Raw genomic sequence first — 13,466 nt, forward strand, 5'->3', positions numbered from 1 at the left:
CCCGGGGCGAGCCGGGGTAGCGGTAGGGGAGGCAGCGAATCCTGAGGAGGACAAGATGACCGAGCCCAGGTACGTACCGATCGGGTTGGCCGCCGCCGGGCGGTTGACCGAGGACGACGGCGACGGCGCCACCTCCGGCGGGGAGGTCGTCGGCGCGGACGACGCGGCGGCGGACGCCGCCCGGGCCGGTGCCGACGTGGACCTGTCCCGTGCGAACCGCGACGGCGACGGCACCCCGGTCGGAAGGGCGGACGCCGAAGCCGACCGCGACCGCGCCGCCCGCCACGGGTGACCGCGCCGAGCCAACAGCCGCCGCGCCCCGCAGCCCTTCGGCTGCGGGGCGTTCGGTTCCGGGCACGAGCCGGTGACGGGCGGCATTGTGCAGGCCGCCCGGTTCTGGCAGGAGGAATCAGCCTCGGGCCCGTTCCGGTGCGGCGGTGTCCAGTGGCACCGCGGCGCCCGGCACGAGTCCGAGTTGGACGCTGGGTCGGGAGCCGACGGCGGCGAAGAGCCAGTCGGCGACGGTGCGGGCACGGTTGGCGGGCAGGGACAGCAGGTGGTAACCGCGGGCCACGGCGCGGGCCGGCAGCCCGGACAGCGGCACGTGCAGGGGGTTGGCGGTGGCCTGCCAGCCACCGAGGTCGACCACGAAACCGAGGTCGCGGTGGCGGTACGGGCGGCGTCGACCGACGCCGTACGAGGCGGCGATGTTGTCGGCGGCAAGCCGGCCCTGTCGGACGGCGTGCTGGGCGGTCATCGGCGTGATCTCACCGGGCCGGGCCGGGTCCGGTACGGCGGCCGCGTCGCCGCAGGCGAGGATCTCCGGGTGGCCGGGCACGGCGAGGTATTCGTCGACTGTGACCCGCCCCCTGGTGGTGGGCAGGCCGGTCGCCCCGACGAGCGGGTCGGGTCGCACCCCGACGCACCACACCAGGGTGCGGGACGCCACGAACCGGCCGTCGGACAGCTGGACGCCGTCGGCGGTGGCCTCTGCGACCGACGTACCCAGGCACACCTCGATCCCGCGCTCGCGCAGGACCCGCCCCGCGACCCGGGACATGCGGTCGGCGAGCCCGGGCAGGACGCGGTCGGCGGTGTCCAGCAGCAGCCAGCGCGGGCGGATCCCGTTGAGTCTCGGGTGGTGGCGGATGATCTCGTCGGTGAACAGTTGGCCCTGGGCGGCGACCTCGGTGCCGGTGTAGCCGGCCCCGACCACCACGAAGGTGCAGCGGGCCTCCCGTTCGACCGGGTCGTCGGTGGCGTCGGCCATCTCGATCTGCTGGATCAGCCGTTCGCGCAGGTGCAGGGCCTCGGGGATGCCACGGAAGCCGTGGGCGTGGTCGGCGACGCCGGGAATCGGAAGCAGCTTGTTGACGCTGCCGGCGGCGAGGACCAGCCGGTGGTACGCGAGCCGGCCGGGGCGTCCCTCGGGGTCCGCGTAGGAGACGGTACGACCGTCGGTGTCGATGCCGTCGACCTCACCGAGGACCACCCGTACGCCGGGCAGGGTGTCGGCCAGCGGCACGGTGACCCGGCGCGGGTCGAGCACCCCGCCGGAGACCTCCGGCAGCAGCGGCAGGTACAGGAAGTAGTCGGTCGGATTCACCAGCACCACGTCGGCGGCGCCACGGGCGACGCCTGTCAGGCGGCGGGCGGCGTGGAAGCCGGCGAATCCTCCGCCGACGATGACGATCCTGGGTCGGGCCATGACGGATCCCCTCGGTGATCGGCTGTCGTTCCTCGGTCCCGAGCAAGAGGTAACCCCGCTCCTGCGGCGGAAACCTGTCCAGCGGCAGCATCTCGGATCTCCCGCCGAAACGGGCGTTTGGTGCCCTGCTGGCGCGGGCACGTCACCCAGAACAGTCGATGAGAGGAGCGACGATGCCGGCACGGAAGGACATGCCCAGCACCCTGAAGCGATCCCCGAAGAAGGCACAGGACACCTACGCGGAGGCGCACGACTCGGCGGTCGACTCGTACGGCGAGGGCGAGCGTGCCCACCGCACGGCGTTCGCTGCGGTCAAGCACTCCTTCGAGAAGGTGGGCGACCACTGGGAGCCGAAGGGCAAGAAGGGGCCGAGCGACGAGAAGGCCGCTGGCGGCCGTGGTTCCTCCGGCAGCACCGCCGGTGGGGTCGACGCCAACGCCAGCAAGGAACACCTGATTGGCGTGGCGAAGAAACTCGACATCCGTGGCCGGTCCCGGATGAGGAAGTCCGACCTCGTCGAGGCCATCCGCAAGGCCAGCAACAACAGCACCCGCAAGGCCCGCGGCAGTTAACCGCGCGGAGCGCGGGTGTCCCCGGCGCTTCGGTGGCCCAGCGCTCAGGTGTCCCTGGCTGCTCGGTCGACGAGGGCCTGGGCCACGTGGCGGAGCTTGCGGTTGGAGTCCTGCGAGACCTTCGACAGGATTGCGAAGGCCTCGTCGGGGGTGCAGCGGCGTTCGGCCATGATGATGCCCTTGGCCTGTTCGATGACGGCGCGGCTGGCCATCGCCTCCTGCATCTGTTGGGCGAGGGTGGCGGTGCTGTCGTAGAGGTGCGCGTTGGCGAGGGCGACGGCGGCGTACGCGGCGAAGGTCTGTAGGACGGTGATGGTGTCGTCGTCGAAGGCGTGTGGGATGCGGGCGTAGACATTCAGCGCGCCGACGACAGCCTCCTGGATCGGCAGGCCGACCGACACGGAACTGCCCAGCCCCGCCGCCCGTCCGAGTTCGGCCCACTCGGGCCACCGGTCCTCGGCGGGGAGGTCGGGCACGGACAGGATGCTGCCACCCGCGGCGGCCTCCAGGCACGGGCCGCGCCAGTGCGCGTACTGTCGCTCGTCCATCTCGAGGGCCAGGTCGTCGGTGAACGCAGCGGTGTGCCCGGTCCCGCCGCGAACGAGCGTGACGGACACCTCCACCGGCGGGGACAGCACCCGTTTGGTCAGCTCCGCGACGCGTTGCAGGACGTCGTCGAGCCTCATCTCGCCGAGCCTGATGCGACCGAGTTCGGCGAAGGCGTCGGCGGGATCCGTCGGCGGGCGGGGCATGGCACCAGGTCCTCAGGGCCGGCGCGCCCCCAACCAGAATCGGACCGGGGGGATGAGGGCACGCGGATGGCGGCCCACGCGTGGCGGACCGCTGCACGGACCCACCGGGGCGGATTCGGGACCAACGCCGTTGCTTGAAGCCGATTCGCCACACCCGGTACGGCGGATGTGGGCTACAGGCCCGTCACGATACTCCCGCCTCGGTCAGGTGCCCCAACGACAACGCGGCGACGGCCGGCCGCTCAGCTGAGCGGCCGGCCGCCACGATCCGGTACGGGTCCTCGTGCGGACGTCAGCCCGTCAGCCGCGGATCCACTGCTGGTTGCTGCCACCGGTACAGGTCCAGATCTGGACGGCGGTGCCGTTGGCGGTGCCCGCGGCGTTGACGTCCAGGCAGAGCCCCGACGCGACCCCGGTGATCGTGCCGTCGGCGTTGACGCGCCACTGCTGGCCACCACCGCCGTTGCAGGTCATGATCCGCGCGCGGCTTCCCGCTGCGGTACCCGCCGCGTCGAGGCACTTGTTGCCGTAGACGGTCAGTTGGTTGCTCGCGGTGAGCGTCCACTGCTGGTTGGCGCCGCTGTTGCAGTCCCAGATCTGCACGACCGAGCCGTCGGCCTGGCTGGCACCGTTGACGTCCAGGCACCGGTTGGAGCCCGCGCCCCGGATCGCCGTGGTCGCACCCGGATTCCCGGAGCTGCCGACCGGCGTGATGGTGAGGTTGTCGAACTGGGCTGTGACTCCCTGACCCGTGCCGTACCCGATCTGGCCGGCGACCCAGGTCGAGTCGGAGACCGTGCCGACTGTGGTGCCGTCGATCGCCGCGGTGAGGGTGCTCCCGTTGAGCGTCAGCGACAGCTTGTGCCAACGGCCGGTGCCCAGCGCCGAGGTGTTTCCGCTGGCCAGCGTGCGCCAGTTGCCGCTTGTGTTGTTGCTCCTGATGGACCACGCGCCACCGTCGGTCACCCGGAAGTAGTAGCCGTTGAGGTTCTGCGGCCCCTGGTGGTTGTACGTGTTGGCGCGACCGATGAGCTGCGCGTAGCCGGACTTCTCCAGCAGCACGTCCGAGGAGACCGTGTAGTTGCGCCACGACAGATCGCCAAGCAGCGTGTACGGCTCTGCCTGACCGGACGTCCAGAAGATCGGCGTCTGCTCCGACATCTGGCGTACGCACTGGCCCGCGCGACCAGCCGCGCAGCCGGCGATCTCGAACGAACCCTGCTGGTCCATCAGGTACTTCGCCTCGCGCCCGACGGCGTAGCTGTCGAAGGTGTCGCTGTACGGCAGCGCCAGGTTGCCCGCGGCCGGGCTGGTCGCCGTGCTCTTACCCTGACCGGTGGTGGTGGCGATGCTGTAGACGTAGCCGGGCTGGACGGTGAGCGAGAAGCGCCCGCCGCTCGGCGTGAGGTCGCTGCCCCGGACGAAGTGGTCGGCGGTGTTGTTCGACCGGACGTTCGTCGACCAGACGTGCACGGCGCCGGTGGACAGGCCGCCGGTGACTGTGAAGTCGAGGGTCTGCGCGGAGCCGGCGTCCATCGTCTCGATGATGGTGCTGTAGTCGCTGTTGTTCGTGGACTTCAGCGAGACGTAGCTGCCGTTGTTGCGGTTGCCGCCGAGGTAGCCGCTCGATGCGTCGAGGTAGCGCCAGCCCGGGGCGGTGAACTGGGTGGTCTGCGCCATCACCCAGGTGTTCTTGCCGATGGAGTACGCGCCGGACCAGGGCTGCTGGGCAACCGCCACGCCCGTGGTCGCCCAGGGGATGTTCGGGGTGATGGCGGCGATGGCGGGCCAGTTGATGTAACCGGTCATCTTGCCGTCGATGTAGCCGCGGTTGATGCCCCGGGCGAGGGCCTGCGCTCCGGCGTTGTAGTCGTCGGAGCCGTTCTCACTGGCCCAGAGCTGCTTGCCTGTGGAGACCGCGTTGCCGGAGCTGGGGCAGCTGGTCTGGGCGCTGCGGTAGCCGCAGACGTAGTGGCTGCCGAAGACCTGTACGGCGTTGGCGAACGCCGGGTCGCGCAGCGATTCGTCGGCGGCGCCCCAGCCGAAGTCGTCCGAGGCGACGATCTTCACGCTGCTGTAGCCGTGGGAGTTGAGGGCGGAGCGGAGGTTCTTGTACCAGCTGGCGTTGTAACCCTTCTCGTTCCACCCGCCGAGGTAGTTGATGGTCAGCCCGTGGGTGGCCGCGCAGTCCAGCCAGGCCACCAGGTAGTCGATCGAGTCCTGGGACCAGAAGTTGCGGTTTCCGATCCAGCCCGGCGCTCCCCAGGCCAGGCCCGCCAGGGCGATGTTGGCGTTGCGCGACCTCGCCTGCTCCATCAGCCACCACTCGTAGCCCCGGTTGCAGTTGATGCTGCCCCGGGTGTGCTCGTGGCTGGGCTCGGCGCCGGAGGTGGAGTTGGTGTCCCCGCCGATCTCGGTCTTCAGCAGCTGCATGGCAGCGCCGCGGCCCGGCTTGAACAGGTAGTCCAGGATGTCACTGCGCTGGGGCTCCGGGTAGTCGATAAGCAACCTACTGTTGCCGCCACCGCCACTTACCGCGCCGATCCCGTCGAGCGCCCGTCCACCGGACCCACCGTTGATCGTGATGGCGGTTGCCGCCTGGGCGGGAGAGGCGAACCCGGTCAGCACTGCCGCCGCCAGCACCACCGCCCCCGCTAACGATGCGGCCAACCGACGCGGATGCCACGTGCTCCGCCATGACCGGCGTGGCCCACCGTCGTCAGTGCTGTGCCGATGATTCTCTCTGTCGAACATCTGGCTCGCCTCCCCAGGCGTTTCGGCCCCGGAGCCGTACGGCGCATCGAGCTGCCGTACCACGCAGGAGGCCGCCTATCGAAGATCTTTAATGAAAAGACGTCATATGTTAAGCACCGGATCGATCGGCGGTCAACGCCCTGTGAACTGCCGTTTTGTCGATCGCCTTCCGCGACCTCTGGCGACGGATCGTCGAAAAATCGGTTGATAGATATGATGAATTTCGGTCGGGCGGATCCGGCGGCCGCCCCGAGTGGTTCGGCCGCCGGCCCGTGTCCGTGGAGATCCCTACCGATGCCTGTCCGTGCTCAGCTGCGGCTCCATCGTTGGTTGGTCGCGCCGTTGCAGTCCCAGATCTGGACGCGCGTGCCGTTGGCCGTGCCGTTGCCGACCACGTCCAGACACCGGCCCGAACCGACACCTGTGATCGAGCCGTCGGCGTTGGACCGCCACCGCTGGTTGGACTGGCCGTTGCAGTCCCAAATGATCACCGAGCTGCCGTTCGCGGTGCCGGCGCCATTGACGTCAAGGCACTTGCCACCGAAGACGCGCAGCTCCCCGGCCGCGGTCGAGGTCCAGCTCTGGTTGCTCTGACCGTGGCAGTCCCAGATGATCGCTGCCGCGCCGTTGGTCTGCGTGGCGCCGTTGACGTCGAGGCACCGCCCGGAGCTTCCGTTGCGCAGGGGCGACGTGCCGCTCGGCGGCGGGGTGGTCGTAGGGCTTGCCGTCGGCGTCACGGTCGGGGTCGGCGTGGGATCGGTGCTGCCGAACTGGGTGAAGAACCTCCACACCTCACCCTTGGTCCAGGTCCTGGCGCCGCTGTCCCCGCCGCCGTCCACAGGGCCGGGGGTGTGCCCGCCGTCGAAGGCTGCCCACACCACCGGATAGCCGGCTCGGCAGCCCGAGTAGGTGGTGGTGATGTGGGTCAGGCTGCCCGCCCTCGGCTCCGGCGGGCTCTGTGGGGTACACCCGTTGTTCCGTACGAACGTGTCCCGCAGGGACCGTCCGGCGGAGACGTTGAGCACCGGGTCGCCGATGCCGTGGATGCCCATGTAGGCGATCGGCTGGGTGGCGCCGCCGCACCCGCTGAGCTGCCCGCCGGAGTAGACCGCGACGGCGCGGAAGACGCCGGCCCGGGAGCAGGCAAGCGAATAGCTCATGCCTCCGCCGTAACTGAAGCCGAGCGCGAAGAGCTGCGTCGTGTCGACGCACAGGTCCGCCTCGATCAGGCTGATCATGTTGTCGACGAAGGTGACGTCCTGGCCGCCGGGGTTGGCCCAGCCGTTGCCGTTGCCCTGGGGGGCGACGAAGATGGTGCTGTTGTTCGCCTGCTGCCGCAGCCCGTAGTAGGACCAGGCCGCCCCGTCCGACCCGCCGCCGTCGACGTCGTTCATGGTGCCACCGTTCCAGTGGAACCCGAAGATCAACCGGTACGGGTGGTTCCGGTCGTAGTTGTCGGGGATCCGCAGGATGAAGCTACGGTTCTGGCCGCTGCTCTGGATGGACCGTTGACCGCTTGTCAACGTGGGCGCCTTGCCGCACCCGGCGGTCGCCGCGGCCGGTGTCATGTCCGCGGCCGACGCGGTGGTGCTCAGACCGCCTGTCATTGCCGTCACGCCCACTGTCGCGACGAGAAGCGCCGCCGTCGCGAGTGAACCAAGGATGGGTCTACGTCTTGTCATGATGGGGCTCCCGCCACTCGGCACGAACTGATTCAGGTGTAGGGGTCCACGGCGACTCCTGCACCGCCACGGCATGCCACTCCTGGTCGCCCCCGCCGGCCACACTCACCGTGGATGTAACTCCGGAAGGCGAAGCGGCCACGGCACCCGGCCGGCTCATCGCCACAGCCTCGCCACTGGTCGCGCTGCCCAGGCGTGACCAGGTGGTCGTCGAATCGCTGGTGGCCCGCACCGTGCGCACCCGAACACCACGCGACCGACCGTCGGACGGCGCCGGAGCACACGCCTCGGCGTCGAATCGATTCGGCCCGACGCTAGATCGCACAGTGAAATATGTCAATGCCGTGTCCGGCAGGTTGCGGCCCGGAGAGCCCATGCGATGGCTGCCAGCCGTACCGTCGCGCCGACCGGCACCTGACCAGGTGCCGCGGTGTCGGCGTCGAGCACGACCGGCCGCCGCGCCGCGGGCAGGATCAGGACGCGGAGGGCTTCCTGGCTGCTCGGTCGACGAGGGCCTGGGCCACGTGGCGGAGCTTGCGGTTGGAGTCCTGCGAGACCTTCGACAGGATTGCGAAGGCCTCGTCGGGGGTGCAGCGGCGTTCGGCCATGATGATGCCCTTGGCCTGTTCGATGACGGCGCGGCTGGCCATCGCCTCCTGCATCTGTTGGGCGAGGGTGGCGGTGCTGTCGTAGAGGTGCGCGTTGGCGAGGGCGACGGCGGCGTACGCGGCGAAGGTCTGTAGGACGGTGATGGTGTCGTCGTCGAAGGCGTGCGGGGTGCGGGCGTAGACGTTCAACGCGCCGACTACCGCCTCCTGGATCGGCAGGCCGATTGAGACGGAACTGCCCACCCCCGTCTTCAGCCCGCGCTCGGTCCAGTCGGGCCACCGGTCCTCGACGCGGAGATCGGGGACGGACATGAGGTCGCCGCTGGCGGCGGCGTCGAGGCAGGGGCCGGTTCCCTGGGCGTACTGCCGCTCGTCCATGTCGAGTGCCAGGTCGTCGGTCAACGCCGCGGTGCGCCCGGTGCCGCCGCGAACGAGCGTGACGGACACCTCCACCGGCGTGGAGAGGACGCGTTTGGCGAGTTCGGCGACGCGTTGCAGCACGTCATCGAGAGCGACCTCACCGAGCTTGATGCGGCCGAGTTCGGCGAAGGCGTCAGCGGGGTCCGTCGGCGGGGAGGCCATGGCACCAGGTCCTCACGGCTGGCACGCCCGTCGTACAGCAGGAACCAGGCGGGGCGCGGATGGCAGCCCGTCTGTCGCCGGACCGCTGCACGGACCCACCGGGGCGGATTCGGGACCAACGCCGTTGCTTTGACGCCGATTCGCCACATCCAGGTAAGGCGGATGTGGACTACAGATTCGCCAGGATATCCCGCCGAGCGGCCGTGGGCGCGAAGTGAGACCGTCCGCCACCTGGGTGGTGTCGACGGCGAAATCGTGGGTAGGGTGGACGGCGGGTCAAGACATGTGCCCAGGTCAACCGCTCGCGCGTCTCGATGCCGCGGCGGATCCGACTCACCGATGCACCAGATCGGGAGGCGACATGTCCGTCCTCACCAGGCCTGATCGGCACCGCGCTCAACCCGCCAAGCCGATCATGACGCTCGACCTGGACAGCGCTGGGTTGGCGCCAGTGATCACCGTTCGTGGCGAGGTCGACATGAGCACCGCGCACCTCGTCAGCGAGCTGGCCGAACACGTGATCGCCCGGCGTCCCGTACGGCTGGTACTCGACTTCTCCCGGGTGACCTTCTTCAGCGCCCACGGCATCAGCGCCCTGCTGCGGGCACAGCACGCCGCCACCCGCGCAGGGGTCACGCTGACCCTGCGCGAGGCCGCCCCGTGCGTGACCCACCTGCTTGTGGCAACTGGCACCCGAATCGACACGGAGGTGCCGGCAGCACCGCCGCCTGAGTCACGCGTGCCCTGCGCGAGGCCGGTCTCTGCTTGAATCACCCGCTGGTGGCGACCGGTGACCGGATGGACCCCGGGCGGGCCGGCAAACGGTCGCGGGCCGGCGGTCGCACCGCGGATGGCGGTGCCGAGGCCACGTGTCAGGTGCGCAGTGTCTGGCTGGGGCTGCTGCCGTAGGCGGCGCGGTAGTCCGTGCTGAAGCGGCCGAGGTGGGTGAAGCCCCAGCGGGTGGCGATCATGGCGACGGTGACACCCGTGCTCGGATCGGCGGTCTGCAGATCGCGGTGCGCGCGTTCGAGGCGGATCCGGCGGACGTACCGCATCGGGGTGGTGTCGTGGTGACGGCGGAACGCGAGTTGCAGCGCCCGGGCACCCACGCCGGCCGCGGCGGCGATCTGGTCGACCGTGATCGGCTGGCCGGCGTGGTCGTCGACGTAGGTGACGGCTTGGCGTAACGCTCGGGGAGTCACCTCGCCGGCGGAGCGCAGGGCCGCGGTGTGGACGGTGTTGGGGAACACGGCCAGGGCCGTCGCCGCGAGCAGGTGGCGGGCGTTCTCGGTGATCAGTGGGTTGGTCATGAGGGTGGGGTCGGACAGCACGGCCCTGGTCAGGTGGGAGAGGGTCTGGGTCCAGTGTCGACCGAGCGCCGCCGAGATCGGCCGGGAACTGTCGAAACGCAGCTCCGTACCGTTGATGCCGGTCTTTGCGTGGGCGACCTCCTCCAGCAGGGCGCGGGGAAGGCGGGCGACGAACGTGTCGATGTCGTCGTAGGTGAGGTCCTCGGAGTGGTCCGGCAGGATCAGCATCACGTCTCCGGACCGCATGCGGTACTCGTCCTTGGCCCTGGCGACTGTGAAGCGGCCGCCCATCAGGTAGGCGATGTTCAGGTCGCCGTCCGGAGCCGTCTGAGCCTGGGTGCGCGCCGAGTAGTGCAGCCGGGTCACGCCGACGTCGGCGAGCGAGGTGGTGGCGGTGCGTAGGCCGGCTCCGTCGCGGCCCTCACCGGAGAACCGCACCTTGATGTCGAGGAAAGCCCGCCGGACGAAGTCGTGCGCCTCGTCGGTGTCGCGGGTGGCGTAGCGCTGCCAGTGCGAGCCGGAGTAGAGGTTGCCGTCTGCCATGTCGACGCCTCTCCCAGGACCCCGGACGACCGTTCTGTCCACGATACGCATCACCTTCGCGACAGGCGTAGCGCGATGCTCTCCTCGATGGCGATACAGCACCGGCTGCCGATATGCAGCAGGTGGATCGCCGCTCGGGCCTTTGCCACGGCGATCCGGCGGGTGCCCTTGGTCAAGCAGTCGGGCAGGGGCACCCGCGCCCGGCCGTTCGCGTGGCCGTCCAATGCGGGCGACCATCGGCGACTCCGATCCTATCGATGAGCGTGTACGTCTTGGCAGCGGCGCGTGCCTCCGCTACCGTCCATGGGAACGCTCCCACAAAATTGGAAACGTCTATGTGACCAGGAGGCAACACGTCGTGGCTATCCTCTCGTCGCTCCGCCGCAGATCGGCGGTCACTAGCGCGGCGGCCGTCGTGGGCGCCGCCGCCATCGGCGTCTGCCTCGCCGTGAGCAGCGCCTCCGCGGGCACGCTCTCCGGATCGCTCTACCGCGACCCGAGCTCGGCGGTCATCCGCTGGGTCGCCGCCAACCCCGGCGACTCGCGTGCCGCAGTCATCCGCGACAAGATCGCGAGCCAGCCGCAGGCCCGCTGGTTCGCCAACTTCAACCCGTCGACTGTGCAGTCCGAGGTCTCCGGGTTCATCGGCGCCGCCAACGCGGCGCAGCAGATCCCGGTGCTCGCGGTGTACGAGATCACCAACCGGGACTGCGGCGGCGCCAGCGCCGGTGGTGCGCCGGACCTCAACCAGTACCAGACGTGGGTGTCCAACTTCGCCCGAGGGCTGGGCAACCAGACGGTCATCATCATCCTGGAGACCGACTCCCTCGCCCTCACGACGTGCCTGAGCAGCGGTGAGCTCAACGCCCGTAACCAGGCGATCTCGACGGCAACCCGGACCATCAAGTCGGGCAATCCCAACGCCAAGGTCTACCTCGACGGCGGCCACTCCACCTGGAACAGCGCGGGTGAGACGGCCAATCGGCTCCGGGCCGCAGGCGTGCAGTACGCCGACGGCTTCTTCACAAACGTGTCGAACTTCAACTCCACCTCCAACGAGGCGAACTTCGGCCGGAACGTCATCTCCTCCCTCAACGGCATGGGCATCTCGGGCAAGCGCCAGGTCATCGACACCAGCCGCAACGGTGGTGCCAGCGGGGACTGGTGCGGCGACGACAACACCGACAGGCGCATCGGCCCGTACCCGACCACGAACACCGGCGACTCCAACATCGACGCGTACCTCTGGGTGAAGCCGCCGGGGGAGGCGGACGGTTGCCGCTTCACGGCCGGTTCGTTCCAGCCCGACCTGGCCTTCAGCTTGGCCAACGGCGCGCCCAACCCGCCGACGACCGCTCCGCCGACGACGGCTCCGCCGACGACTGCGCCGCCGACCACGGCCCCGCCGACGACTGCGCCGCCGACTACCGCTCCGCCGACGACGGCTCCGCCCACCACGCCGCCGCCGACCGGTAACGGCTGCTCCGCCTCGGTCGCGGTCAACCAGTGGAACGGCGGATTCACCGCGAGCGTGACTGTCACCGCCGGCTCCGCGAGCATCAATGGCTGGACCGTGACCATCACGCTGCCCGGCGGCAGCGCGATCACTGGCGTGTGGAGCGCCCAGGCCAGCGGCGCCAGCGGAACCGTCCGGTTCACCAACGTGGGCTACAACGGACAGGTCGGCGCCGGGCAGTCGACAAACTTCGGCTTCCAGGGCACCGGCACCGGCCCGGCCGCGGCCATCTGCGCGTCCGCCTGACCCCACCCGATACTGCGGCCCGGCGCGGAGGATCACCCTCCGCGCCGGGCCCGCTGCCTTTCTCCGGTACGGGACCGGGAGTACCAACTCACCCTTCGGCGGCCCGGATCGCTTTTTCCGGGCTCAGCTGGAGGGTTGATGGGCTGGTCAGCGCTCGATCACCCGCATCTGCTCGTCGGTGTGGTGACCGCCCTCGGCGACTGGCAGCGCGGTGAGGGTGGCGACCTGTTCGGGCGTCAGCGTGACGGTGTCCGCCGCGACGTTCTCCTGGACGCGGCTCACCCGCTTGGTGCCGGGAATGGGGACGATGTCGTCGCCCTGGGCCAGCAGCCAGGCCAGCGCGACCTGTCCCGAGGTCGCCCCCGCCTGGTCGGCGACCTCCTGCACCTGGTCGGCGATGCGCAGGTTGCGCTGGAAGTTCTCCCCTGTGAAGCGCGGGTGGTTCTTGCGGAAGTCGCTGTCGTCGAGGCGCTCGACGTCCGCCGGGGACCGTAGGGCGCCGGTGAGGAAGCCACGGCCGAGCGGGGAGTACGCCACCAGCCCGATGCCCAGCTCGCGCAGCACGGGAAGGATCTGTTCCTGGTCACGGGTCCACAGCGAGTACTCCGACTGCAGGGCGGTGACCGGGTGTACGGCGTGGGCACGCCGGATGGTGTCGACCCACGCCTCGGACAGGCCCACGTAGCGGATCTTGCCCTCCCGCACCAGGTCTGCGAGCGCGCCCATGGTGTCCTCGATCGGGGTGCTCGGGTCGACGCGGTGCTGGTAGTACAGGTCGATGCGGTCGGTGTCGAGGCGCTTGAGTGAGCCCTCGACCGCGGTGCGGATGTTGTCCGGGCTACTGTCCAGGCCCCCGGGGACGCGGCCGTCATGCGAGACGAGGCCGAACTTGGTGGCCAGCACGACCTGGTCGCGGCGGCCCCGCAGGGCGCGACCGACAAGTTCCTCGTTGGTGTACGGGCCGTAGATCTCCGCGGTGTCGATCAGTGTGACGCCCAGTTCGAGAGCGCGATGAATGGTGCGGATCGACTCGGCATCGTCGCTGCCGGCGCCGCTGTAGCCGTGCGACATTCCCATCGCGCCCAGACCGATGCGGGCAACTTCAAGCTCGCCCAACTTCACCGTACGCATGCTGTTCTCCCTGTCGTTCGTCGAGTGGAGAGCCCACCGCCCGGCGCGGCGGACGACGGGCG

Annotated in this window: 11 protein-coding genes; 4 read left to right on the forward strand and 7 right to left on the reverse strand. The window is 69.9% G+C overall.

The features are described 5' to 3' along the window. Window positions 1-55: 55 nt before the first annotated feature. Window positions 56-292, forward strand: coding sequence for a hypothetical protein (locus ACLQ26_RS16795; protein WP_425745299.1), 237 nt, complete (start codon window positions 56-58; stop codon window positions 290-292). A gap of 117 nt (window positions 293-409) precedes the next feature. On the opposite strand, the gene ACLQ26_RS16800 is transcribed toward ACLQ26_RS16795, so the two are convergent. Then, on the reverse strand, window positions 410-1,708 hold the full coding sequence (locus ACLQ26_RS16800) for an NAD(P)/FAD-dependent oxidoreductase (RefSeq protein WP_425745300.1): 1,299 nt from the start codon (window positions 1,706-1,708) through the stop codon (window positions 410-412). Window positions 1,709-1,881: 173 nt separating this feature from the next. On the opposite strand from ACLQ26_RS16800, the gene ACLQ26_RS16805 reads away from it, so the two are divergent. Beyond that, entirely contained in the window at window positions 1,882-2,280 is a 399-nt protein-coding gene (locus ACLQ26_RS16805; protein WP_425745301.1) for a ChaB family protein, read from the forward strand. 44 nt (window positions 2,281-2,324) lie between these two features. Here ACLQ26_RS16805 and ACLQ26_RS16810 read toward each other — a convergent pair whose 3' ends face one another. The 4 genes from ACLQ26_RS16810 to ACLQ26_RS16825 all read right to left on the reverse strand — a co-directional run bounded on the left by ACLQ26_RS16810 (window position 2,325) and on the right by ACLQ26_RS16825 (window position 8,658). Next, entirely contained in the window at window positions 2,325-3,032 is a 708-nt protein-coding gene (locus ACLQ26_RS16810; RefSeq protein ID WP_425745302.1) for a GAF and ANTAR domain-containing protein, read from the reverse strand. Between the two features lie 300 nt (window positions 3,033-3,332). Beyond that, the gene (locus ACLQ26_RS16815; protein ID WP_425745303.1) at window positions 3,333-5,786 is read right to left on the reverse strand and encodes a ricin-type beta-trefoil lectin domain protein; all 2,454 of its coding nucleotides are present in this window, start codon (window positions 5,784-5,786) and stop codon (window positions 3,333-3,335) included. Between the two features lie 308 nt (window positions 5,787-6,094). Then, window positions 6,095-7,468: a lectin gene (locus ACLQ26_RS16820; protein ID WP_425745304.1), complete on the reverse strand. Its 1,374-nt coding sequence runs from the start codon at window positions 7,466-7,468 to the stop codon at window positions 6,095-6,097. A 473-nt stretch (window positions 7,469-7,941) separates the two neighbouring features. After that, window positions 7,942-8,658: a GAF and ANTAR domain-containing protein gene (locus ACLQ26_RS16825; protein ID WP_425745305.1), complete on the reverse strand. Its 717-nt coding sequence runs from the start codon at window positions 8,656-8,658 to the stop codon at window positions 7,942-7,944. A gap of 361 nt (window positions 8,659-9,019) precedes the next feature. Here ACLQ26_RS16825 and ACLQ26_RS16830 point away from each other — a divergent pair, with 361 nt between their 5' ends. Continuing rightward, on the forward strand, window positions 9,020-9,427 hold the full coding sequence (locus tag ACLQ26_RS16830) for an STAS domain-containing protein (RefSeq protein ID WP_425745306.1): 408 nt from the start codon (window positions 9,020-9,022) through the stop codon (window positions 9,425-9,427). Window positions 9,428-9,530: 103 nt separating this feature from the next. Here the strand turns inward: ACLQ26_RS16830 and ACLQ26_RS16835 are convergent, their stop codons facing one another. Next, window positions 9,531-10,511, reverse strand: a complete 981-nt coding sequence (locus ACLQ26_RS16835) for a helix-turn-helix transcriptional regulator (protein WP_425745307.1) — start codon at window positions 10,509-10,511, stop codon at window positions 9,531-9,533. Between the two features lie 358 nt (window positions 10,512-10,869). Between ACLQ26_RS16835 and ACLQ26_RS16840 the strand changes: the two genes are divergently transcribed. Further along, the gene (locus tag ACLQ26_RS16840; RefSeq protein WP_425745308.1) at window positions 10,870-12,273 is read left to right on the forward strand and encodes a glycoside hydrolase family 6 protein; all 1,404 of its coding nucleotides are present in this window, start codon (window positions 10,870-10,872) and stop codon (window positions 12,271-12,273) included. A 147-nt stretch (window positions 12,274-12,420) separates the two neighbouring features. On the opposite strand, the gene ACLQ26_RS16845 is transcribed toward ACLQ26_RS16840, so the two are convergent. After that, window positions 12,421-13,404 carry an aldo/keto reductase gene (locus ACLQ26_RS16845; protein ID WP_425745309.1) on the reverse strand — a complete coding sequence of 328 codons (984 nt, stop codon included), beginning with the start codon at window positions 13,402-13,404 and terminating at the stop codon, window positions 12,421-12,423. Window positions 13,405-13,466: the final 62 nt, after the last annotated feature.

Source organism: Micromonospora sp. DT43, assembly GCF_049841645.1.
Taxonomy (GTDB): domain Bacteria; phylum Actinomycetota; class Actinomycetes; order Mycobacteriales; family Micromonosporaceae; genus Micromonospora.

Coding starts and splice junctions, on each gene's coding strand:
- ACLQ26_RS16845 (WP_425745309.1), bottom strand. CDS start 13,404: ATGCGTACGGTGAAGTTGGGCGAGCTTGAAGTTGCCCGCATCGGTCTG.
- ACLQ26_RS16830 (WP_425745306.1), top strand. CDS start 9,020: ATGTCCGTCCTCACCAGGCCTGATCGGCACCGCGCTCAACCCGCCAAG.
- ACLQ26_RS16825 (WP_425745305.1), bottom strand. CDS start 8,658: ATGGCCTCCCCGCCGACGGACCCCGCTGACGCCTTCGCCGAACTCGGC.
- ACLQ26_RS16800 (WP_425745300.1), bottom strand. CDS start 1,708: ATGGCCCGACCCAGGATCGTCATCGTCGGCGGAGGATTCGCCGGCTTC.
- ACLQ26_RS16795 (WP_425745299.1), top strand. CDS start 56: ATGACCGAGCCCAGGTACGTACCGATCGGGTTGGCCGCCGCCGGGCGG.
- ACLQ26_RS16805 (WP_425745301.1), top strand. CDS start 1,882: ATGCCGGCACGGAAGGACATGCCCAGCACCCTGAAGCGATCCCCGAAG.
- ACLQ26_RS16835 (WP_425745307.1), bottom strand. CDS start 10,511: ATGGCAGACGGCAACCTCTACTCCGGCTCGCACTGGCAGCGCTACGCC.
- ACLQ26_RS16820 (WP_425745304.1), bottom strand. CDS start 7,468: ATGACAAGACGTAGACCCATCCTTGGTTCACTCGCGACGGCGGCGCTT.
- ACLQ26_RS16810 (WP_425745302.1), bottom strand. CDS start 3,032: ATGCCCCGCCCGCCGACGGATCCCGCCGACGCCTTCGCCGAACTCGGT.
- ACLQ26_RS16815 (WP_425745303.1), bottom strand. CDS start 5,786: ATGTTCGACAGAGAGAATCATCGGCACAGCACTGACGACGGTGGGCCA.